Source organism: Paraliobacillus sediminis (genome assembly GCF_003426055.1).
Genome location: NZ_QJSI01000001.1, coordinates 1 through 22,612 on the forward strand (window position 1 = coordinate 1; position 22,612 = coordinate 22,612).

Consider the following 22,612-nt stretch of genomic DNA (forward strand, 5'->3'; position numbering starts at 1 on the left):
AGTCTGGGCCGTGTCTCAGTCCCAGTGTGGCCGATCACCCTCTCAGGTCGGCTACGCATCGTTGCCTTGGTAGGCCATTACCCTACCAACTAGCTAATGCGCCGCGGGCCCATCTGCAAGTGACAGCTCAAAGAGCCGCCTTTCAACTTTCCTTCAGGTGAAGAAAAGTGTTATCCGGTATTAGCCCCGGTTTCCCGGAGTTATCCCAGTCTTACAGGCAGGTTGCCCACGTGTTACTCACCCGTCCGCCGCTCGGTCCACAAGTTTCACCCCGAAGGGATTCACTTGCTTCACGCGCTCGACTTGCATGTATTAGGCACGCCGCCAGCGTTCGTCCTGAGCCAAGATCAAACTCTCCATAAAATGCGAGCTTGCTGCTCAAATACTTAACTAGCTTGTTGTTGCTTTACTTACTTAACATACTGTGTGTTTCGTTCAGTTTTCAAAGATCAATTAATGTTGTCTATTAACTCGACAACCTCTATATCATAACACTTGTTAGCGCTTAATGTCAATTCTTTTTTTACTTTTCGTTTCAATACTTACGAACCGAAAAATTTAAGAACAACTTATTTCGACAACTTAAAAATTATAATATATATTCAAAAAAAATGCAAGAAATTTTTTAAATGTTTTTTAAAATGTATATTGATCATTGCCTCTCAAAAAAGCAACGGTATTCAATATAACACGGCTTCCTTCTATTTGTAAACATTAAAAATAAAAAAGATGTTTATGACTAACTTTCCATAGACTCCGTCGTAATCCCATGTTGATTTCCGCTTCAGTCAGTCACTTTCCGCAGGCAAGTCTTCAGCTAACTCGGAAGCCCGTGCTCTTCCTGCAGCACAAACCGAAGATCTTCTATATAAGCTTTAGATTGTACCACGGAAAGGGAGACCATTTGCTACCGTAGCATGTCTATAGCAGGATAAACTTACAACAGCGTTTATCTCAAGTCCGAAGTCCGTATATTGAAAGCAAAAATGTTTGCGAAAAAAGCCCAATAAAAAACTCGTCTGTGCGTTACAACCACACGACGAGTTTTTAAATATAGTTTTCAAACAAATACAAATAGATGTAATGCAGCTAGTGAAACTAGACCAGGAATACCTAGAAATCCAGTAATTACAGCTGTATAGCCATTTATCGGCAAATGTAATCCCAATGATGCACCAAATACATTAAAGAAGAATAGGAACAAGACACCTATAACTAACTTAACGCTACCTTGCATCAACCAGCGCATTGGTTTTAAAGGCGCACCTACAAATAGTAAGACAACAATTAACACAACGATACTACTTATAATTACAACAGAAGAGCCCACCTCGTTTCCTCCTTCCCTTGTCCTTTCTACAAAAATATGAGAAAAACAAAGGAAATAGAACTAAACGTATCTTAATTAGTGGCGGGCACTTATCTTACGATGCCTTGCTTCTCTTAGTAAATAAAAGTATTTTGTTTCCGCAACCTTTAAATCATATAAGGCAATTTCACTAGGCTCTACACTTTTTTCAATAATCATTTTTATTTGCATCCAATTATCTTTTAAACGAAAAATCTCTTCTAATAATCGATTTTCAACATCTTGTTTTTTTATTTTATAACCAAAAGCCATCTGACCCACCACCTTATATTTCGCGTCTTCCTTCTAGTGCTTTAGAAAGCGTAACTTCATCAGCATACTCTAAATCTCCACCCATTGGTAATCCATGAGCGATTCGAGTAATCTTAATTCCAGCAGGTTTAACTAATCGCGAAATATACATCGCAGTTGCTTCCCCTTCAATATTAGGATTAGTTGCAAGAATCAATTCTTCCACTTCTTCATCCTTTAGGCGATTTAATAGACTTGGCACATTAATGTCTTCTGGTCCTATTCCATCCATTGGTGAAATTGCCCCATGTAGTACATGATAGCGTCCACTAAAATCTTTCATTTTTTCCATAGCAATGACGTCTTTTGGATCTTGGACTACACAGATCAATGTACTGTCACGCGTTTCATCTTGACATATCTGACACGGATCCATATCCGTAATATGTCCACATACTGTACAGTGCGTTAGTTCGCGTTTTGCACTCACTAACGATTTCGCAAAATCTAACACATCATCTTCTTTCATATTTAATACAAAAAAAGCCAGACGAACCGCTGTTTTCGGTCCGATCCCCGGCAATTTTGTAAAGCTGTCAATCAGCTTTGAAATCGGTTCTGGATAATACACAGATTATACCCTCCTAGAACATCCCGCCAGGTAAATTCATACCTTTCGTGAACTGTCCCATCGTGTCATTCGACTTATCTTCTACTTGTTTTAGCACGTCGTTTGTTGCAGCTAAAACTAGGTCTTGAAGCATTTCTATATCTTCAGGGTCTACTACTTCTTCCTTAATTTCAACATCTGTAATCACTTTATTACCATTAGCAGTTACTTTAACCATTCCGCCACCGGCAGTTGCTTCAAAGCTCATGTCTTGAAGTTCCTCTTGTGCTTTTGCCATATCCTTTTGCATTTTTTGCATTTGTTTCATCATTTTATTCATATTTGCTCCACCACGCATGGAAAAAACCTCCTTAGATTATCTAATTATCATGTACTTCTAGCAAGTCATCACCAACAAGTTTACGTGCTTCTTCTATTAAAGGATCTTCTTGTGTTTCTTCTTGTTCTCCATCTGGATCCATAATAGCTTGTTGTCGTTGTTTTTGCACGTATTCTTCGCGAATCTCTTGCCAATTACTATCTGGTACAGGAATTATCTTTATATTCTTTCCGATAATCTCTGCTATTAATGATTCTATCGTTTCTTGATGGTCTAAAGCAAGTGAACAGTGAATTTCGTATTTAAAAGCTAGAATTAACGCCTGATCAGATGCTGCGCTAGGCTTACTATCAAGAACAGTAGCATGGGCCGGTGCATTTTGTTGCTTTAGACTTTTCATAAAGTTTGCCCATTGCGATTGTATCTCTTTTAAATTCGACTTAGATGCATCATCAAGGACTTGACGAATTCTCTCATATGGTACTTTGAAGCGATTTTTTGATGGAGAAGGTTTTCGCTTTGGTGTTGCACTAGATCGTTGTCCTTCTGATTCACTTATTGGTGGATTTCGCTTTAGTTCAGCTAGTTCTTTTTCTAGCCGATCCATTTTTTGAGTAAGTACCTTAATTGATTCTACATCACTATTAGATGAACCTACAATTGACTCTTTTTCGGTTATCTTCAGCATGGTGATTTCAATAAATACTTTCGGACTTGTGGTCCAACGCATTTCTTGCTGACAATGGTTAAACTCAGAAATAGATCGTTGAATCCAGATCGCATCTATTTTTTTAATTAACTGCTCAAATGATTCATTCACTACTGCGCGTTCTAACACTTGTTCGAGTCCTGGTGCACTTTGATATAATAAAATATCACGCAAGAAATAGATGCTGTCAAAAACAAAACGACCTGGATCCTTACCTTCTTGGATAAACCCATCAACTAACCGCAAGGCTTGTTGCACATCCCTATCATATAATGCATGGACCATCTCCGTTAACTTCTCTTGAGAAACAGCGCCCGTCACTGCTAAGACATCGTCTAAGACAACTTGTTCATCACTATATGAAATGGCCTGATCCAATAAACTTAACGCATCACGCATACCACCTTCTGCCGCTAAAGCTACAGCATCAAGTGCTTCTTTGGTTACCGCAACATTCTCATGATTGATAATTGTTTGCATTCTTTCTACAATCACTTGTTGTGTAATCCGCTTAAAATCAAAGCGTTGACACCTTGAAATAATCGTCAAAGGTATCTTATGTGGTTCGGTTGTTGCTAAAATAAAAATGACGTGCTTTGGCGGTTCTTCTAGCGTCTTTAACAATGCGTTAAACGCACCAATTGACAGCATATGTACCTCATCAATTATATATACTTTATATGCTACAGCGCTTGGTGCATATTTTACTTTATCTCGGATATCACGAATTTGTTCCACTCCATTATTTGAAGCAGCATCAATCTCCATCACATCTGAAATTGAACCATCTTGAATTCCCTTACAGGCATCACATTCGTTACACGGTTCTGCAACCGGTGCTTGTCTACAATTAATTGTTTTCGCGAAGATCTTCGCAGCACTTGTTTTTCCCGTACCTCTTGGTCCAGAGAATAAATAAGCATGCGAAAACTTCTCCTGCACGATCGCATTTTGGAGTGTTCGTGTAATATGCGGTTGTCCTACTACGTCCGTGAAGCTCAAAGGACGCCATACACGATACAATGCTTGATAGCTCATTTTCATGATCCTCTCTTCGGAATTCATTTCTATTATAACTGAATTAACCACTGAATGTGAACAATTCGTTTAAAAAAATCCAAGCAAAAACCTCTTACCGACATGGCAAGAGGTTTATATATCATATATTTAACGCCGTGCACCCATCGTCGATGACATAACCCTAAGCGTTACTTAAGTTCATGGCTCAGTTCAGGCTTCCCTGCGGCACACGAGAAATACCGCTTACTGCTGCTTCCTTCCGGATCTGACAGGATTTACGGGTTCCCGTTGCGCAGGACCCAAACGTCAACACCAATTCCTTAAGGCAGACCTTAAAGTCATGCACCTCGGATGGGAGTTCCGTCTCGCTACAGCGGATTGCGAGTATAGGGCACCGCTACCTCCCCACCTAGCACGGCAAATTTACTAACAATTTTAAGTTGCGCAAGTAAAGCGCATTTACAAGTATAGCGAGTTTTTGATAAAAACGCAAGTGAAAATGTATAGTAAAATTTCCCTATTCGTCACAAGTAGTCTTCTTTTTCTTATCTCTCAATTGTTTAAAAAAGCTTGTTAACAATGTACCACAAACTTCTTCTAATACGCCACCCTCTACATTGGCTTGATGGTTAAAACGACTATCTTCTAATAAATTAACCAACGAACCTGCACTACCTGCTTTGGGATCATAGGCACCGAAGACAACCCGTGAAATTCGCGACTGTAAAATTGCACCTGCGCACATCGGACAAGGTTCTAATGTTACATATAACGTACAATTTTCTAAACGCCAACTCGATCTTTTCTGATTTGCTTTGTCAATAACAAGCATTTCAGCGTGTGACGCTGTCGTTTGTAATGCTTCACGTAAATTAAATGCCTTAGCAATTACTTCATTCTCATAAACAAGTACTGCCCCAATAGGAACCTCTCCTACCTCACGTGCTTTTATCGCTTGTGCAACAGCCAATTCCATATAATCCTGATCATTCATAGTACGAGTCTCCTAGCTAATTCACTTCAAATGTATTATATCAAAATACTTTCTAAAAAAGAAGTGCACATTTCACTTAGGTAGGTCATAGGCTAATAGATAACAGCACATTTAAAGGGAGGAAAGTAATTTGCAAATTCATGTTGTTGAACAAGGTGACTCTCTCTATTCAATAGCCAATACGTATGGATCTACGTATCAAGCTATAAACGAAGCAAATGAACTAGACAATCCGAATCAGCTTGTCGTAGGGCAATCAGTCGTCATCCCAATCGTCGGCGAATTTTATTTTGTCCAAACAGGAGATAGTTTATATGAAATTGCACAACGCTTTGGCATTGGCTATCAACGTTTAGCTGAAGTGAACAATATTGATCCAAACGCACCTTTATACATTGGTACCCGGTTATATATACCTGAACAAGCAGGTCCAACCATTGAGTCCAACGCTTATATTGAACCAATTGGTGAAACTGTATCCGAGACATTGATTAACGCCGCCGAAAAAAATGCACCGTTTTTAACTTATCTAGCGCCTTTTAATTATCGCGTAAATAGGGATGGCAGTCTAATTGCACCACCTTTAGATAACTTTGCTACGATTGCTGCTGAAAATAATACGGCCTTGATGCTCGTCGTTACCAACCTAGAAGAGGGTGAATTCAGTGCTGAACTTGGTTCATTAATTGTAACCGATGAAAGTGTGCAAAATACGTTGTTAGATGAAATCATTCAAACCGCACAATCAGTTGGTTTTGGAGATGTTCATTTTGATTTAGAGTTTTTACCTCCAGCAGATAAAAATGCCTATAACAGCTTCTTACGTAAGGCTAAGAGTCGCCTATCTGATGCCGGACTATTAATGTCAACTGCTCTTGCCCCTAAAACAAGTGCTGAACAAGAAGGGGAATGGTATGAAGCACATGACTATGCAGCTCATGGAGAAATTGCAGATTTCGTTGTACTCATGACATATGAGTGGGGATATAGTGGCGGGCCACCCTTAGCCGTTTCTCCTTTAGACAGCGTACGTGACGTAGTGGAATACGCGCTAACTGAAATGCCTGCTAACAAAATTATGCTTGGTCAAAATTTATATGGCTATGACTGGACACTTCCATTTGAACCTGGCGGTGAATATGCTAAAGCACTAAGTCCACAACAAGCAATTATACTTGCTCGTGATAATAATGTCGCAATTGAATTTGACCAACAATCACAAGCACCATTCTTTTTCTACACGGATAAGGAAGGTAATCGACATGAAGTATGGTTTGAAGATGCACGGTCAATTCAAGCAAAATTTGATTTAATCAAGGAATTGAATTTAAGAGGAATCAGTTATTGGAAACTAGGTTTAGCGTTTCCTCAGAACTGGCTTTTATTGGAAGATAATTTCACCATTAGAAAACGTGTATAAATTTCTTTAAGAAAGGAAAAGGACCCGATCTTGTGTGTGAATCACACTAAGTCAGGTCCTCTTTTTAACTTAGGCTAAAAGTTTCAACGCTTCTTTATTAAATGCTGGAATATCATCTGGCATGCGACTTGTAACTAGTTGGTTTTCTGATACAACAACTTCCTGATCTTTCACTGTAGCACCTGCGTATGCCATATCTACCATAATTGATTTAAAGCCTGTTGCTATTCGACCTTCTAATTTTTTTGCTGTAAGAAGTAATTGCGGTCCATGACAAATTGCTAAGACTGGTTTCTTATCATCCATAAAAGATTTCACAAAATCCACAAAGCGATCATCGCCACGTAAGGAATCTGGTGAAAATCCTCCTGGAATAAATAAAGCATCAAAATCGCTTGGTTTAACATCATCAATACTTTGATCAATTATTATTGTGGCGTCTCCTTGTTTACCTGTTATTTGCTTCCCTTTTTCCTTTTCAATTGTAACAACTTGATGGCTCGCATCTTTAAATGCTTTAGCGGGTTCTGTATACTCCACGTCTTCAAAATAATCCGTTATTACACACGCTATCTTACTCATCGCATAATCATCTCCTATAATTTTATGATATATATCTAATTTACCCGGGTTTATATTCACTAAACTTATAATTCATTAGTTTAATCTACTGCTTTAAAGGAAATAGAAATATATAAATCTTTTAACAATTAACACTTGACCTACAGTAATTACTATAATATACTTAGTTACATAAAGTAAGTTAATAATTATTAATAACAAAACAATGGAGGAATATATTATGACAAAAACAACTTTTAAAGTAGATCCAACACACACAAGTGTTGATTTTTCAGTAAAACACATGATGGTTTCAAAAGTAAAAGGTACATTTCACGATTTCCAAGTACAATTCGTGGCTGACCCAGAAGATTTAACAACGGCTGAAATTGTCTTTGATATTGATGCAAATAGCATTGATACACGTAATAAAGATCGTGACGGTCACCTGAAGACTGGTGATTTCTTTGAAATTGAAAAGTATCCATCTATCCTTTTTAAGTCAACTAATATTGTAAAAAAATCAGATGATGAATATGCAGTTACTGGTGATGTAACCATTAAGGATGTAACCAAACAAGAAACATTTAAAGTTGTCTTTGAAGGTCAAGGTCAAGATCCATGGGGTAATCAAGTCTTTGGTTTTAACGCTGAAGGAACACTTAACCGCGAAGCATATGGTTTAACTTATAATGCTGCACTAGAAACTGGTGGCGTTCTTATTGGGAAAGACATTAAATTCTCAATTGACTTAGAAGCAATGAAGGAAGCATAAATATAGTTTTCACCAAAGCATGGAGAACATTCTCCATGCTTTTTTTATTTGCATAAAATAGGCAATATCACAAACACTAAGCCAAGAAATATTGGGGAGGTGACTATTTGCCACATAAACAAAAAAGCAAAATAGCGAACAACCGAATTTCCAAGAAGAATGAAAAACTACAAAATGATGCTGCAAGTAATGCCGAAAGACTAAAAAAACTATTTTCATATGGTATTAATCAAGATTTCTCTTATAAACAATTAGAGGCTAAATATAATAAAAAAAAGATTTACTTATTCTTTTATGCCTCAATTGTAAATAGCGACAAAATAGAAGAATTCATTATTAAACCGATACACGAGGCAGAAGGCGATCGGCTTTCAAAAATTATTAATACGCGAGATTTAATTGAAATCACTGATTTCGAACAAGCATCAGATGACATAAATAACGGAAAAATTGTTCTCTTTATGGAAGATGACCCTATCGGTTACTCCATGGAGGTCTCTGATTTTAAACACCGTGCAATAAGTCAACCAGTGAATGAAACTGTTATTAGAGGGCCAAAAGAGGCTTTTACTGAATCTCTCATCGTTAATATCTCTCTTGTACGGAAACAAATTCGTGATAAACAATTGATTACGGAACAATCAATTGTTGGCTCACGTTCCAAACAAAGTGTTATCTTAGTTTATATTTCCGATATTGTGAATGATGAAATTTTAAAGAACGTAAAAGAAAGAATAGAAAGTATTGAGGTTGATGCGGTTCGGAATGTCGAATTGTTAGAACAATACATTGAAGAAAGACCTTATTCTATTTTCCCAAGTATCTTATATACCGAACGACCAGATAACGCAGGTGGTTACTTAGAAGATGGACATATCGTTTTACTAATGGATAATTCAGCAGCTTGTTTAATTTTGCCCGTCACCTTTTGGGACTTGTTTCACAGTCCAGAAGATCATTACTCACGGTTTATGTTCGGTAACTTCACTCGAGCAATACGCTTTATAAGTTTCTATATAACTACGATGATATCCGCCGCTTATGTATCCCTAGCCAACTTCCATAGCGAGATGATACCACCCGATTTACTTTTTGCCATTACCGCTGCTAGAGAATATGTACCTTTTCCATTGATTGTTGAGGTCTTACTAATGGAATTAGCTTTCGAATTGATTCGAGAAGCTGGGATTCGAATACCAAACCCTTTAGGTCCAACAATCGGTATTGTCGGTGCCTTAATCTTAGGACAAGCTGCTGTAGAAGCAAACATTATTAGTCCTATTATTGTCATTGTTGCAGCGTTATCAGGGCTAACATCGTTTGCAATAGCGGATACTAGTTTAAACTACACAATTCGTATTTCTCGATTCATATTTATCTTATCTGCTGCTTTTTTAGGTATGTTTAGTCTAGTAGGTGCTTTTCTACTATGGTTTATGTATGCAGCATCACTTAAGTCCTTTGGTGTTCCATTCTTCGCACCATTAGCTCCCTATAATAAATCACCAGGTGACACGTTATTTCGTAAAGTACTGCGGGCAGAGATATGGCGACCAGCTCATATAAAACCAAAAGATTTACACAAGAAGCAAAGGAAATAAGGTGGGAGGCAGAAAGAAAATGCATGATCAAAAGACATTAAAAGCAGGTGAGATGTTTACCATCATTGGATTGTTTATTGGTATGAAAGTAACCGATACAACACCAACACTTTTTGCTCAAAAATCACAAAATGCTCTTTGGCTGACCCCTCTTGTTTCATTTCTTGTAATTTTGCCTTCTTTCCTTATACTGCTTTATCTATTAAAAAAAGCACAGAATAAAAATTTAATCGAGTTAATGGAAAGTCTTATTGGTACAAAGCTAGGTAAATCGCTTGGTTTTTTGATATTTTTAAGCTCTTTCTTATTAATGGGATTAGACAGTCGTAGTTATGTTGAACAAATAAAGCTATTATATTTTCCCGAGTCTCCGACAACTGTTCTTTTTTTCTTGTTTTTGTGTATTGCCTTTTTTGGAGCAAAAAAAGGATTAGAAGTAATTGGATTCACAGCAAAGATAAGCTTCCCTTTCATTAAAATCTCGGCTCTTATTCTAGCTTTATTAATTTCAGTGGAAATTGTTTGGCAACGTATTTTTCCTATATTTGGCTCCGGCCTGTCAACAATACTAAAAGAGGGCGCACTAAAAGGATCAATCTTTTCTGAGTTTTTTTTATTAACGATCGCCTACACCTCCTTTAAAGATACAAAACACTTTAGAACTGGAACCTTTTTCGGTGTTTTAGTTGTAATGATTGAAATCACATTCTTTTTCTATGTTTATGCAACGGTATTTGATTATAACTCAATTGAGAAGGCCTCTTTTCCTTTTCATGATATTACACAATATGTGCAATTAGGAGAGTATTTTGCAAATATTGAAACATTCTTTATGGTGTTTTGGTTATTAGCAGGTTTTGTTCGATTTATTATCTACCTCTATTTAATCACATGGATTTTTGGAGCAGTATTTAATATTTCTGAATTTGAACCTCTCTTACTACCAATAAGTTTCCTAGCACTTATCGTTGGCATGATACCTGATAATTCTGTTATAAATGAATTATTATATCGTGACACACTGTTAAATTATGTAACTCCTCTTTTTGTCGTATTTCCTGTCATTTTATGGGTTGTAGCATTATCGAGAGGAGCGTTAAAAAGATGATAAAACATTACTATTATATACTTGTTACTTTTGTATTGTTACTTACGTTAACAGGTTGTTACGACAGGATTGAGCTCGAACAGCAATCATATGTTATTGCTATTGGTATTGACAAAGGAGAGGAGAAAGGAGAATTTTCTTTTACCTTTCAATTGGCTAATCCTGAAGTTGGTGCAACCTTATCAGCAGGTTCAGAGGAAGATCCTAAAGAAACAGTTACCATTACTGGAAGTGATATTGTTACCGCAACAAATACTGCTAACTCCTTTATCACCAAGAAGATTACATTAAATCAAACAAAGGTAATTATTATTTCAGAAGAATTAGCCCGTTCTAAGGATTTTATCCGTGTGATCCAAACTGCGGCACGAACGCCACAAATAAGAAGAAGTGTCCAATTAATTGTTTCAAAAGAAGATGCTAGTGACTTTTTAAATAATAACGAACCAAAAACAGAAACAAGACCACATAAGTATTATCAATATATGATTAATCGGGCATCACAAACTGGGATTATACCTGACGCAAATATCCATCGCTTTTTTCAAATAACAGAAGGAGATGCAGATTTATTTTTGGCTATTTACGCAACCACAGAAAAATCTGAACCGAAAGAATCAGCGAGTGAAGATGAGTATATTGCAGGTCAAGTGCCACAACAAGGAGGAAATCAAACGCAATTTATGGGGTCTGCCGTTTTTAAAGAAGGGCAAATGATTGATGTGTTAGATGGTCAAGATACACGCATATGTAATATTTTGGATAAAACAATGGAAATGGAGGAATTATTAGCAACTTACCCAGATCCAGTTAAACCAGACTATCAAGTTTCAGCGAATTACGCCCAAAAGTCAGCACCACAAATCGACATTACCTATGATAAAAAGAATAACCATGCAAAAATAGCTGTTACTATTCCGTTTGAAATTGAAATTATTGCTATTCCAAGCCTAGTAGATTATGCACAAAATCAAAAAAACCAAAAAAATTTACGTGAATCCATTCAACAAAGTCTTGAAGATGAAACAACTCAACTCGTTAAAAAAAGTCAAGAAGAGTATGGATCAGATCCTTTTTATTGGTCCATTTATATCCGAAAATTTTTCAAAGATATCCCAGCATATGAGAAAGCGGATTGGAACAAAGAAATTTATCCTAATGCAGACATTACAATTAATTATGACCTAAAACGTCTTGAGTTTGGAAAGATGTTAAAAGACTCGAAATTAAATGAAGTGAGGGATTAACATGATTATGACTGTCCTAACAATCGTAGCAATATATATTGTTCTATATTGTATCAACTACAGTCGTATCGTTATAAAAGATGGAAATAAATTAGGTGGATTTGCTATTATCTGTCTCATTCCCTTTATTATAGCCGGCCCAATATTACATTATATAATGGGGTAAAAGTTTTGCAAAATGAATTTTCAACAAAAAATAGCAAGGGATATAGGTTTATATCCCTTGCTACATATAACTTTTAACATATGGCCCCAGTAGGATTCGAACCTACGACACATGGTTTAGGAAACCAATGCTCTATCCCCTGAGCTATGGAGCCGTTAGTCATGTTCCTAGTAAAACATGACGCTTTTTTCATTATACAGAATCATTCAGAAATTGCAAAGAAGCGGACAATATAAATATGACTTAAGCCTTATATCACTTTTTCATTATACCTTTTAGCTAAATAATCTTTTAGCAACACGACTGCCTCATTTACAGTCTCAGCTTTAATTATAATTTTATCATCTACGTCGAATTGATCTGCAGAGTGATCATATAACGGATCATAATAATACTCGAGTAGCAACCGTACTGCATGAAAGTACTTTCCAGTATCTAAATCAGATTCAATTTCATTAGCAATCGGGGTATGAATTCGTTTTTTTATTCTAGCGAAGGAATCTATACACTCCTGCTCATGATCCCATGGTTGGTAATCTTCAAGAATGTTATTAACCCTTTCCTCAATTGGTATCTCGATAAACAATTGCGTTCCTTGATTTTTTTTCTCCATCATAAAATCAGGTAGCATTATTTTTCCAATCCGTTTACTTTCTCCCTCAATCAGAATATATGGTGCATGTTGCAGGCGTTCGATACTCTCGATAAACAATGCATCAAACTTTTTTTGATTATGAGGCTCCAACCCAATTTGACCAAAAATAGATCCGCGATGATTTGCTAATCCTTCTAAATCAATAACGGGATAATCGGATTCTTCTAAACGATGTAGTATCGTTGTTTTGCCTGAACCAGTATAGCCATTTAAAACAATTGTATCTGGGTTAACTTCTAATGCACCTAATGTATCTACTACTAAATTACGGTAGTTACGGTAGCCTCCATCCAAGCGCAGAACATTAATCCCCATTAGGTCAAGAACAGTTGCTGTCGTTTTACTACGCATTCCACCACGCCAACAAAAAACAGCTTTATCACCTTTTAACTTATTAAACTCTTTTACAAAGCTCGGTAATTTAGCTGAAGCAATTTCAAGCCCTCTCTCTTGTGCTGCTTCTTTACTTATTTGTTTATAAAGTGTTCCAACTTCTGCTCTTTCTTTATCATCAAATAAAGGTATATTTATACTACCAGGAATAGTAGCATCCTTAAATTCGGAAGGAGAACGTACATCTATTACTGTGATTTTCCCTATTTTTTTTAACGGAAGTAATTCATCTATTGAAATATCTTTAAACATTTTGCTACCACCTTTCTGAATCGGAGAAGTGAAAATATCATTATTAAAGTAACCTTTTCTTTATATGTCTCTTACATAGTATAGAACACTCCCTGCTTTATTGCATGTAGAACATTACTATTTTTAACAAAACAAGGTTTCATGCTTATTAGGTATCTCTTTACGAACATAATCCTTTTATCTATCACATTTATAATGTCCACTTCGCTAATAAATGTGATAGAATAATCATTGTCAATTTTGTTACGCTCAAGAAGCGAACAAGTTATTGTTTAGGAGGAACTAGGATGCATGAAGTACCATTTATAGCAGTTGAAGGGCCAATTGGCGTTGGTAAGACTTCTTTATCAAAAAAAGTAGCAAACCATTTTCAACTACACTTATTAAAGGAAATAGTCGAAGAAAATCCGTTCTTAGGTAAATTCTATGATGATATAGATGAGTGGAGTTTCCAAACAGAAATGTTTTTTCTATGTAACCGATATAAACAATTAGAAGACATCGATAGCCATTATCTTGGATTAAAAAAGGCCGTGATTGCCGATTATCATATCTCTAAAAACATGATTTTCGCCAAGCGCACCTTAAAACATAGACAGTTCGAAAAGTATCAACAAATCTATCATATTTTAACTGCTGACATGCCAAAGCCTAACATGATGATTTATCTAGATGCAAGTCTTGATACACTCTTATCTCGGATTTCCATGCGTGGACGCGAAGTTGAAATGAATATTCAAGCTTCTTATTTGCAACAATTGAAACAAGACTATCAAACATTCATGGATGATTTCGAAAAACAACATCCTGATATTCCTGTCATTCGTATTAATGGTGACAAGCTTGACTTTATTAAACAACAAGATGATTTGAATTTTATTCTTGACCAGATTAACCAGCAATTACAAAAAGGAGAAATTATTCGATGAATTTACGAGAAAAATATCAAATTCCACATGATAGTGTTATCACGATTGCCGGAACAGTAGGTGTTGGTAAATCAACAATGACCAATGCACTAGCCGATTCACTTGACTTTCGTACTTCTTTAGAGAAAGTAGATACAAATCCTTACCTAGACAAGTTCTATGCTGACTTTGAACGTTGGAGTTTCCATCTGCAAATCTATTTCTTAGCAGAACGATTTAAAGAACAAAAGCGTATTTTTGAATATGGTGGTGGGTTTATTCAGGACCGCTCTATCTATGAAGATACAGGTATTTTTGCTAAAATGCATTATGATAAAGGAACAATGACACCCGTAGATTATGAAACTTATAGTAGTTTATTTGAAGCAATGGTAATGACACCATATTTTCCGCATCCGGATTTATTAATTTATCTAGAAGGTTCATTTGATGACGTCGTTGGTCGTATTCAGAAACGCGGCCGACCAATGGAACAACAAACTCCTATTAGTTATTGGAAGGAAATGCATGAACGTTACGAAAAATGGATTAATAGCTTTAATTCTTGCCCAATTCTTAGGATTAACATTGCAGACTATGATTTGGTAAATGACCAAAGTGCTGTTGAATCAGTATTGGAAAAGGTTGGACATTTTATTCAACAATCACGAAAATGGGAAACACGAACAACTAAATAAATAAAAAGGGGCTATCTAAGTTTAGATAGCCCCTTTTTATTTAAAATTTACCTAATTCTTCTGATCGTTGTGCCGCTTGTTTAACTGCCGCTTCAAAGGCTTTATTTACCTCATGCTTATCCAATGCTTTTATTCCGCTTTCTGTTGTACCACCAGGACTAGTGATTCGTTTACGTAAGGTAACAGGGTCTTCTTCTGCCTGTTGCAACATTTGGGCAGCTCCTAAAATGGTTTGATTGATCAATTCTTTTGCATGCTGTTGATCCAATCCTCCATCTTGTGCTGCTTTTTCCATTGCCTCGACAATATAGTAAAAATAAGCTGGGCCACTTCCAGAAATTGCAGTAACTACATGCATCTGTTCTTCTTCAACGATCGTTACCGTACCAACAGTTTCAAATAATTCTGTAACTAGATTCATTTGCTCTTGTCTAACAAATGAACCACCAGTCAATGCTGTTGCGCTATAACCAATTGTTGCAGATGTATTTGGCATCGCACGAATTACTGATAGATTTAATCCAAGGTTTTCTGTAATGAATTGCGATGGAATCCCTGCTAGAACAGAAATAATCACTTGCTCATCTGATAAGAAGGGTTTAATTTCAGCTAACGCTCCTGAAACATCCTTTGGCTTCATTGCTAGAAAAATAGCATCAGCACTTTCTACAGCACTCTTGATTTCATGTGTTGTCTGAACATTATACAGATTCGACAAGTCTTTTAACCGTACTTCATTCGCTCTATTTGTAACCACAATTTGTGTTGACTCTAACACTTTAGATTTTATAATCCCTGCAATAAGTGCTTCAGCCATTGAACCAGCACCAATAAACGCTATTTTATTAAACATACAATACCTCCTTTGATAACTCTTTCCCTCTAGTATAAATAAAAAACGCTTTCCTGTCTTGTTTTTTTGAATGGAAAGCGTATCGAGAAGTCGAGATAGCTTTCGCTCGATTCCACTTCACGCCTGAAAAATAATTAATTGCCTCTATAAAAAAACAACGCTTTAACTTAATTACTAAGTTAAAGCGTTGCTAGCTATTTGTTCTTATGTATTAAAATAAAAAATGGAGGAGGATGAGGGATTCGAACCCCCGCGAGCCGTTAAGCCCCTGTTGGTTTTCAAGACCAATCCCTTCAGCCAGACTTGGGTAATCCTCCGAAACTGACGACAAAACTTATAATATCAGTTTCTTTTAAACATGTCAATATATTTAATACATTTTCTTATTTTTTTTTATTTAATGATGTTCTTACCACCCATGTAGGCTTGTAAAACTTCTGGTATTTCAATTGTTCCGTCTGCTTTTTGGTAGTTCTCGATAATTGCTGCTACAGTTCTACCAATTGCTAAACCAGAACCATTTAATGTATGAACAAATTCTGGTTTAGCTTTTTCTTCACGACGGAACCTGATACCTGCACGACGCGCTTGAAATGCTTCAAAATTAGAACAAGAAGAGATTTCACGATACGTATCATTACTCGGCATCCAGACTTCGATATCGTACTTCTTCGCAGCCGTGAAGCCTAAGTCAGCTGTACACATGCTCAAGACGCGATAAGGTAATTTCAATAGTTGCAATACCTTTTCCGCATGTCCAGTTAAATCTTCTAACGCTTGATAAGAATCTTCTGGTTTCACAAATTGCACCAGTTCTACTTTGTTGAATTGATGTTGACGGATTAATCCACGTGTATCTCTACCCGCAGAACCTGCTTCAGAACGGAAAGAAGCACTGAATGCTACGAATTTTTGTGGCAGATCATCCACTTTTAGAATATCATCACGGTAATAGTTTGTTACAGGAACTTCAGCCGTTGGAACCAAAAAGTAGTCCCAATCTTGAATTTTGAAAGCATCTTCTTCAAATTTCGGCAATTGACCAGTCCCCGTCATACTTGTCCGATTAACCATGTATGGAGGTAACATTTCTTCATATCCATGTTCATCTGCATGTAAGTCCATCATGAAATTAAGTAATGCACGTTCTAAACGAGCTCCTAACCCTTTATAAAAGACAAATCGGCTTCCTGTCACTTTACCAGCACGTTCAAAGTCTAACATACCTAATTCTGTCCCAAGCTCCCAATGTGGTCTTTGTTCAAAATCAGTGCTCTTTACTTCGCCCCATGTACGAACCTCTACATTATCATCTTCTGTTTCCCCAATAGGTGTTGTTTCGTGAGGAATATTTGGTATAGCTAACAATAGTGCTTCTAATCTTTCCTCTACTTCTTTAAGTTCCGTATCAATCATTTTAATGCGATCTCCAACTTCACGCATTTCCACGATCATATCATCTGCGCTCTTTTTCTCTTTTTTTAAAGTAGAAATTTGTTTAGAAACATCATTTCTTTTTGCTTTTAATTCTTCTGTTTCAGCAATTAATTCTCTTCTTCGTTTATCTAAATCTTCAAATGTATCAAATTCAGCTAAATCTTCTCCACGGTGCTGTAATTTCTCTTTTACCTCATCAAAATGTGTACGCAAATATTTTAAATCCAACATACTATTTCCCTCCAATATGATTAATTTTATTCAAACAAAAAAGACTCCCATCCCTAATAAAACATTAGGGACGAGAGTCTTTCCCGCGATACCACCCTGATTGAAGAAATATTTATCTTCCGGCTTCTTTTACGATAACGGCTAAACGTGTTAGCCGGGCATGTTTCATTAAATATCACATGCCAACTCAAGGATGGATTCACAGTTCTCTTTCACTGATTTGCACCAACCATCAGCTCTCTAATAGAAAGAAAGATCTGTTACTAATTCCTCTCATTGTGTTAATTTATAGCATTATTTTTTTAGCATAGCGAAAAATGTTTTACGATGCAAGTTCTTTTTTAGCTTGTTCAACCATTTTAACAAAGTAAGCTGTTAAACGATCATCATCGGTTAACTCTGGATGAAAGGCACTACATAAGTAATGTCCTTCTCTAGCTGCTACAATTGCGTTGTTGTGCGTTGCTAATACTTCAACATGTTTACCAACTTCTACAATAAATGGTGCTCGAATAAAGACTGCATCAAAATCTTTTGCAACATCATTAATTTCTAATTTTGCCTCAAAAGATTCCTTTTGTCTACCAAATGCATTGCGTTCTACTTTGATATCCATCAATTCTAGATGCCCATTACTTTGTCCAACAATCTCAGTTGCTAACAAAATTAAACCCGCACACGTTCCAAAAATCGGTTTTCCCTGTTTACCAAAATGCTGTAAAGGCTCCAAGAATTCATACTGATCAATTAACCGGCGCATCGTCGTGCTCTCGCCACCAGGTAAAATCAGACCATCTATATCATCTAACTGTTCTTTTTTCTTTACAACAAGAGCCTCAGCACCACTTGATTCTATTGACCGAACGTGTTCTCGAACGGCACCTTGTAAACCTAAAACACCTATTTTAGTCATCATGTGATCTATCTCCTTTAAGTCTTACCAGCCACGTTCTTGCATACGGTTTTCTGGTGCAATTGTGCTAATTTCAATACCTTTCATTGCAGTTCCTAATCCTTGTGAAACTTTTGCGATCAACTTATAGTCTTGATAATGCGTAGTTGCTTCAACAATAGCTTTTGCGAATTTCGCAGGATTATCAGATTTAAAGATACCAGAACCTACAAAAACACCATCAGCTCCAAGCTCCATCATTAATGCAGCATCAGCTGGAGTTGCGATACCGCCTGCTGCAAAATTAACTACAGGTAAGCGCCCATTTTCTTTAATACCAATTAGAACTTCGTAAGGTGCACCTAACTCTTTAGCAAATGTCATAATTTCATCATAAGACATACTAATTAACTTACGAACTTGTCCTTGTACCTCGCGCATATGGCGAACTGCTTCAACAATATTTCCAGTTCCCGGCTCACCTTTTGTACGTAACATGGATGCACCTTCACCAATACGACGTGCAGCTTCACCTAAATCGCGGCAACCACATACAAATGGAACAGTATATTCTTTTTTATTTAAATGATATACTTCATCAGCGGGTGTTAGTACTTCACTTTCGTCAAGGTAATCGACACCCATAGATTCTAAAACACGTGCTTCAACAATATGGCCAATACGTGCTTTTGCCATAACAGGAATTGATACAGCGTTCATTACCTCTTCAACTATTGTTAAGTCAGCCATTCTTGCTACGCCACCTGCTGCTCGGATATCAGATGGAACACGTTCAAGAGCCATAACTGCAACAGCTCCTGCCTCTTCGGCTATTTTAGCTTGTTCTGCATTGATAACGTCCATAATGACGCCACCTTTTTGCATCTCAGCCATTCCTCTTTTAACACGATCTGTTCCTAAATTCGTCATCAAATATATCCCCCTATTTATCTTAAAAATCAAGTAATTCATAATTCAAACTATTATTCAACATTGTATAACACTATTATAGCCTAGTGCAAGCACCATTGAAATAAAAAACCTCAACATATCCGTTGTCATGTTGAGGCTTTAACCATTCTATATTAAGCAAACCATCCTTTTACTGTATCAGCGACTGATGAGAATATTCCACTAAAGAAATCTCCTACTGCACCAAGTGTAAGCATAAACCAATTTGCCTTTTCTACAGCATCTGTGGCTAAAAGATCAACAACTTGAACTTGTGCACCATCAAAAATATAACCATAATCGGTACCACCGTTATAAACAAGTTCCATTTCACCAATTTTTTCACCTTTTTCAATTGGTGCTACAAGTTCGCCATCTTCATTAAGTTTATTTTCATCTAGGTGATATTGAACCATGAAAGATTCTTCTTCACCGTTTAACACTGTTGCTATCATAGCTTCACTTGTTTCTATTTCTACTGTATCTTCTTTTCCTTTTGCTACAGGTATAGTAGATTCATCTTCAATCTGAAACCCGGCAGGATAAAGTTCTTGCTTTTCAAACTGATTATAACCATATTCCATTATTTTTTTTGTTTCTTCAAAACGTGCACCTTGACTATCTGTTTTCATTACAACTGAAATCAGACGACGACCGTCTACTTCCGCTGTTGCAGTGAAAGTGTAACCAGCCTCTGTCGTGTATCCTGTTTTTAAACCGTCAATACCTGCAAATGCATATTGATCAAAGTTCACATTATCCCAAGGAAGCATCCAATTTAAATTTTCTAATGGTTGTTCATCTAATTCAGACATCAATGTACTAGAAAATTCCAACGCTTCTGGATAATCATTAACCAAATAATAGGCTAATAATGCTGCTGAACGTGCAGACATTAAATTATCAGCATTTGGATCTGTACCTTCTGGGTAGTTATCACCTAAGTCAGCATTCGATAATCCTGTTGAATTAACAAATTGATATTCAGGAAGACCCATTTCTTCTGCTTTATCATTCATCATTTGCACAAATTCGCCTTCGGAACCAGCAATTAGCTCTGCTAAAGCAATCGTTGTTGCATTATCAGAAATAATAGACATTCCTTCATATAATTGACGTACCGTATAGTCCTGTCCTTGTGTCAAACCAATTCCTGACATAGAAGTGTTTGCAGAAATACTATACGGATAATCACTAATTTGAGTGGTCGTATCCCAGCTAATTTCACCATTTCCTATTGCTTCTAATACTAAATACTCTGTCATCATTTTTGTCATGCTTGCTGGTGGTAATTTTAAATCAGCATTTTTGGCATACAATATTTGTCCTGTTTCTGCATCAACTAAAATAGCAGATTCTGCCTCAACCTCTACTTCAGCTGCATGTACAGCAAGTGGATTCATACCAAACGATGTTACAAGTATTACTAATACCAATATAAGATAAACTGATGCTTTTATTCTATGTTTCAATCTTCTCTACCTCCAACACTTTTTATATGCCTATCCGCTATTTTAGCATACCATGTCGAAAAGTGAAATATACTTTTGTAGGGTATTTTAGTATGGTTTTCCTCTTGTTACGCTTACTACTAATAAACGCCATAAATAAGGATAAAAGACTCCCAATTTATAGCGTTTATTTTATAAAGAATAGTTTGGTGATTCATTGGTGATTTGCACATCATGGGGATGTGACTCACGTAAACCGGCACCTGTCATTCGAATAAACTGTGCTTCATTACGGAATACTTCTAAATCTTTTGCACCACAGTAGCCCATACCAGAACGTAAACCACCTAGTAATTGATGTACCGTATCCGATAACGGTCCTTTGTACGCTACACGTCCTTCTATTCCTTCTGGTACTAATTTCTTTGCGTCCTCAGTATCTTGGAAATAGCGATCCTTAGAACCGGATTTCATTGCAGCTACAGAACCCATTCCTCTATACACCTTATAACGTCGTCCTTGGAATATTTCTGTTTGTCCTGGACTTTCCGTTACTCCAGCAAACAGACTACCCAGCATAACAGCGTGTGCTCCAGCTGCTAGTGCTTTGACAATATCACCAGAGTATTTAATTCCACCGTCTGCAATGATTGGAATACCATGTTTACGTGCTTCAATTGCACAATCATATACAGCAGTGATTTGTGGTACACCAACGCCTGCAATTACACGGGTTGTACAAATAGAACCAGGCCCTATTCCCACCTTAATTATATTCGCGCCAGCTTCTATTAGGGCACGCGTTCCCTCAGCAGTTGCAACATTACCTGCAATAATATCTAAATTTGGATATTTTGATCTAACTTTTTTCACTTGGTCTAGAACACCTTGTGAATGTCCGTGCGCTGTATCGATAACGATTAAATCTACTCCAGCATCGACTAGTTTATCAATACGCGTCATTGCATCGCCTGTAACACCAACCGCAGCACCTGCTAATAAACGGCCATTACGATCTTTTGCAGAATTCGGGAATTCTATTAACTTTTCGATATCTTTAATTGTAATTAAACCTTTTAATACACCTTTATCATCAATCAAAGGTAGTTTTTCAATACGATGTTTTTGTAATATTTTACTAGCTTCTTCCAATGTTGTTCCTACTGGTGCTGTAATTAAATTATCGCTTGTCATCACATCTGAAATTTTAATTGAATAATCTTCAATGAAACGAAGGTCACGATTCGTTAATATACCGACCAATACTTGATCTTCTTCATTATTAACAATTGGCACACCTGAAATCCTAAATTTACCCATTAAGTGTTCCGCATCAAATACTTGATTATCTGGTAATAAGGAAAAAGGATTTGTAATGACACCACTCTCTGAACGTTTAACACGGTCAACATGTTCTGCTTGTTCTTCAATTGACATGTTTTTATGAATGATACCAATTCCACCTTGACGGGCCATTGATATTGCCATTGCAGCCTCTGTCACAGTATCCATTCCTGCACTGATTAATGGTATGTTGAGTTGAATATTTTCTGACAGTTTTGTTTTAATCGAAACATCGCGCGGTAATACTTCTGACTTAGCTGGTACTAATAAGACATCATCAAATGTTAATCCTTCTTTTGCAAACTTGTCGTCTCTCATAACTTAACCTCCTCATAATAATAGGTACTAAAAATAAGTGCATAATGAAAACACGCTCTACTGGTTACACTATAAACA

Annotated in this window: 22 protein-coding genes, 2 tRNA genes, 1 rRNA gene, 1 other RNA gene and 1 other annotated feature; of the genes, 8 read left to right on the plus strand and 18 right to left on the minus strand. The window is 36.7% G+C overall.

What is annotated here, in order from left to right:
* The 8 genes from D2K60_RS00005 to tadA all read right to left on the minus strand — a co-directional run.
* A 16S ribosomal RNA gene (locus D2K60_RS00005) occupies window positions 1-363 on the minus strand; the annotation flags it as partial.
* A 697-nt stretch (window positions 364-1,060) separates the two neighbouring features.
* Window positions 1,061-1,330: a pro-sigmaK processing inhibitor BofA family protein gene (locus D2K60_RS00010; RefSeq protein ID WP_117167959.1), complete on the minus strand. Its 270-nt coding sequence runs from the start codon at window positions 1,328-1,330 to the stop codon at window positions 1,061-1,063.
* A gap of 75 nt (window positions 1,331-1,405) precedes the next feature.
* Window positions 1,406-1,621: a YaaL family protein gene (locus D2K60_RS00015; protein WP_117167960.1), complete on the minus strand. Its 216-nt coding sequence runs from the start codon at window positions 1,619-1,621 to the stop codon at window positions 1,406-1,408.
* Between the two features lie 13 nt (window positions 1,622-1,634).
* Window positions 1,635-2,231, minus strand: a complete 597-nt coding sequence (gene recR, locus D2K60_RS00020; RefSeq protein ID WP_117167961.1) for a recombination mediator RecR — start codon at window positions 2,229-2,231, stop codon at window positions 1,635-1,637.
* A gap of 13 nt (window positions 2,232-2,244) precedes the next feature.
* Entirely contained in the window at window positions 2,245-2,568 is a 324-nt protein-coding gene (locus tag D2K60_RS00025) for a YbaB/EbfC family nucleoid-associated protein (RefSeq protein WP_117167962.1), read from the minus strand.
* 22 nt (window positions 2,569-2,590) lie between these two features.
* Complete coding sequence (dnaX, locus tag D2K60_RS00030; protein ID WP_117167963.1) at window positions 2,591-4,297, minus strand: DNA polymerase III subunit gamma/tau; 1,707 nt, start codon at window positions 4,295-4,297, stop codon at window positions 2,591-2,593.
* A 135-nt stretch (window positions 4,298-4,432) separates the two neighbouring features.
* An RNA gene (ffs, locus tag D2K60_RS00035) (signal recognition particle sRNA large type) lies at window positions 4,433-4,697 on the minus strand.
* A 99-nt stretch (window positions 4,698-4,796) separates the two neighbouring features.
* Window positions 4,797-5,273: a tRNA adenosine(34) deaminase TadA gene (gene tadA, locus D2K60_RS00040; protein ID WP_117167964.1), complete on the minus strand. Its 477-nt coding sequence runs from the start codon at window positions 5,271-5,273 to the stop codon at window positions 4,797-4,799.
* 130 nt (window positions 5,274-5,403) lie between these two features.
* Here tadA and D2K60_RS00045 point away from each other — a divergent pair, with 130 nt between their 5' ends.
* The gene (locus tag D2K60_RS00045; protein WP_117167965.1) at window positions 5,404-6,693 is read left to right on the plus strand and encodes a glycoside hydrolase family 18 protein; all 1,290 of its coding nucleotides are present in this window, start codon (window positions 5,404-5,406) and stop codon (window positions 6,691-6,693) included.
* A gap of 69 nt (window positions 6,694-6,762) precedes the next feature.
* Here D2K60_RS00045 and D2K60_RS00050 read toward each other — a convergent pair whose 3' ends face one another.
* Window positions 6,763-7,275: a type 1 glutamine amidotransferase domain-containing protein gene (locus D2K60_RS00050; protein WP_117167966.1), complete on the minus strand. Its 513-nt coding sequence runs from the start codon at window positions 7,273-7,275 to the stop codon at window positions 6,763-6,765.
* 220 nt (window positions 7,276-7,495) lie between these two features.
* Between D2K60_RS00050 and D2K60_RS00055 the strand changes: the two genes are divergently transcribed.
* The 5 genes from D2K60_RS00055 (at window position 7,496) to D2K60_RS20515 (ending at window position 12,151) form a co-directional block, all read left to right on the plus strand.
* The gene (locus D2K60_RS00055; RefSeq protein ID WP_117167967.1) at window positions 7,496-8,029 is read left to right on the plus strand and encodes a YceI family protein; all 534 of its coding nucleotides are present in this window, start codon (window positions 7,496-7,498) and stop codon (window positions 8,027-8,029) included.
* 107 nt (window positions 8,030-8,136) lie between these two features.
* Window positions 8,137-9,630 carry a spore germination protein gene (locus D2K60_RS00060; RefSeq protein WP_240335196.1) on the plus strand — a complete coding sequence of 498 codons (1,494 nt, stop codon included), beginning with the start codon at window positions 8,137-8,139 and terminating at the stop codon, window positions 9,628-9,630.
* 19 nt (window positions 9,631-9,649) lie between these two features.
* Window positions 9,650-10,738, plus strand: coding sequence for a GerAB/ArcD/ProY family transporter (locus D2K60_RS00065; protein WP_117167968.1), 1,089 nt, complete (start codon window positions 9,650-9,652; stop codon window positions 10,736-10,738).
* The gene (locus tag D2K60_RS00070; RefSeq protein WP_117167969.1) at window positions 10,735-11,985 is read left to right on the plus strand and encodes a Ger(x)C family spore germination protein; all 1,251 of its coding nucleotides are present in this window, start codon (window positions 10,735-10,737) and stop codon (window positions 11,983-11,985) included. Before D2K60_RS00065 ends, D2K60_RS00070 begins: the two co-directional genes overlap by 4 nt.
* Window position 11,986: 1 nt before the next feature.
* Window positions 11,987-12,151 (plus strand): hypothetical protein, encoded by a 165-nt coding sequence (locus D2K60_RS20515; protein ID WP_162880648.1) that lies wholly within the window; start codon window positions 11,987-11,989, stop codon window positions 12,149-12,151.
* Between the two features lie 81 nt (window positions 12,152-12,232).
* Here D2K60_RS20515 and D2K60_RS00075 read toward each other — a convergent pair.
* A tRNA-Arg gene (locus tag D2K60_RS00075) sits at window positions 12,233-12,305 on the minus strand.
* A gap of 96 nt (window positions 12,306-12,401) precedes the next feature.
* A complete protein-coding gene (gene mnmH, locus D2K60_RS00080) occupies window positions 12,402-13,451 on the minus strand; it encodes a tRNA 2-selenouridine(34) synthase MnmH (RefSeq protein WP_117167970.1) in 1,050 nt (349 codons plus the stop codon).
* Window positions 13,452-13,738: 287 nt separating this feature from the next.
* Between mnmH and D2K60_RS00085 the strand changes: the two genes are divergently transcribed.
* Window positions 13,739-14,380 (plus strand): deoxynucleoside kinase, encoded by a 642-nt coding sequence (locus D2K60_RS00085; RefSeq protein ID WP_117167971.1) that lies wholly within the window; start codon window positions 13,739-13,741, stop codon window positions 14,378-14,380.
* Window positions 14,377-15,057 carry a deoxynucleoside kinase gene (locus tag D2K60_RS00090; protein WP_117167972.1) on the plus strand — a complete coding sequence of 227 codons (681 nt, stop codon included), beginning with the start codon at window positions 14,377-14,379 and terminating at the stop codon, window positions 15,055-15,057. Before D2K60_RS00085 ends, D2K60_RS00090 begins: the two co-directional genes overlap by 4 nt.
* 40 nt (window positions 15,058-15,097) lie before the next feature.
* Here D2K60_RS00090 and proC read toward each other — a convergent pair whose 3' ends face one another.
* The 7 genes from proC to guaB all read right to left on the minus strand — a co-directional run bounded on the left by proC (window position 15,098) and on the right by guaB (window position 22,534).
* Complete coding sequence (gene proC, locus D2K60_RS00095; RefSeq protein ID WP_117167973.1) at window positions 15,098-15,910, minus strand: pyrroline-5-carboxylate reductase; 813 nt, start codon at window positions 15,908-15,910, stop codon at window positions 15,098-15,100.
* 224 nt (window positions 15,911-16,134) lie between these two features.
* Window positions 16,135-16,227: transfer RNA gene (locus tag D2K60_RS00100), tRNA-Ser, on the minus strand.
* Window positions 16,228-16,303: 76 nt separating this feature from the next.
* Window positions 16,304-17,578 (minus strand): serine--tRNA ligase, encoded by a 1,275-nt coding sequence (serS, locus tag D2K60_RS00105; protein ID WP_117167974.1) that lies wholly within the window; start codon window positions 17,576-17,578, stop codon window positions 16,304-16,306.
* A 63-nt stretch (window positions 17,579-17,641) separates the two neighbouring features.
* Window positions 17,642-17,864, minus strand: a binding site (T-box leader).
* A gap of 36 nt (window positions 17,865-17,900) precedes the next feature.
* A complete protein-coding gene (gene pdxT, locus D2K60_RS00110) occupies window positions 17,901-18,491 on the minus strand; it encodes a pyridoxal 5'-phosphate synthase glutaminase subunit PdxT (RefSeq protein ID WP_117169049.1) in 591 nt (196 codons plus the stop codon).
* 24 nt (window positions 18,492-18,515) lie between these two features.
* The gene (pdxS, locus tag D2K60_RS00115; RefSeq protein WP_117167975.1) at window positions 18,516-19,400 is read right to left on the minus strand and encodes a pyridoxal 5'-phosphate synthase lyase subunit PdxS; all 885 of its coding nucleotides are present in this window, start codon (window positions 19,398-19,400) and stop codon (window positions 18,516-18,518) included.
* Between the two features lie 155 nt (window positions 19,401-19,555).
* A complete protein-coding gene (locus tag D2K60_RS00120) occupies window positions 19,556-20,893 on the minus strand; it encodes a D-alanyl-D-alanine carboxypeptidase family protein (protein ID WP_240335197.1) in 1,338 nt (445 codons plus the stop codon).
* A 171-nt stretch (window positions 20,894-21,064) separates the two neighbouring features.
* A complete protein-coding gene (guaB, locus tag D2K60_RS00125; RefSeq protein ID WP_117167976.1) occupies window positions 21,065-22,534 on the minus strand; it encodes an IMP dehydrogenase in 1,470 nt (489 codons plus the stop codon).
* Window positions 22,535-22,612: the final 78 nt, after the last annotated feature.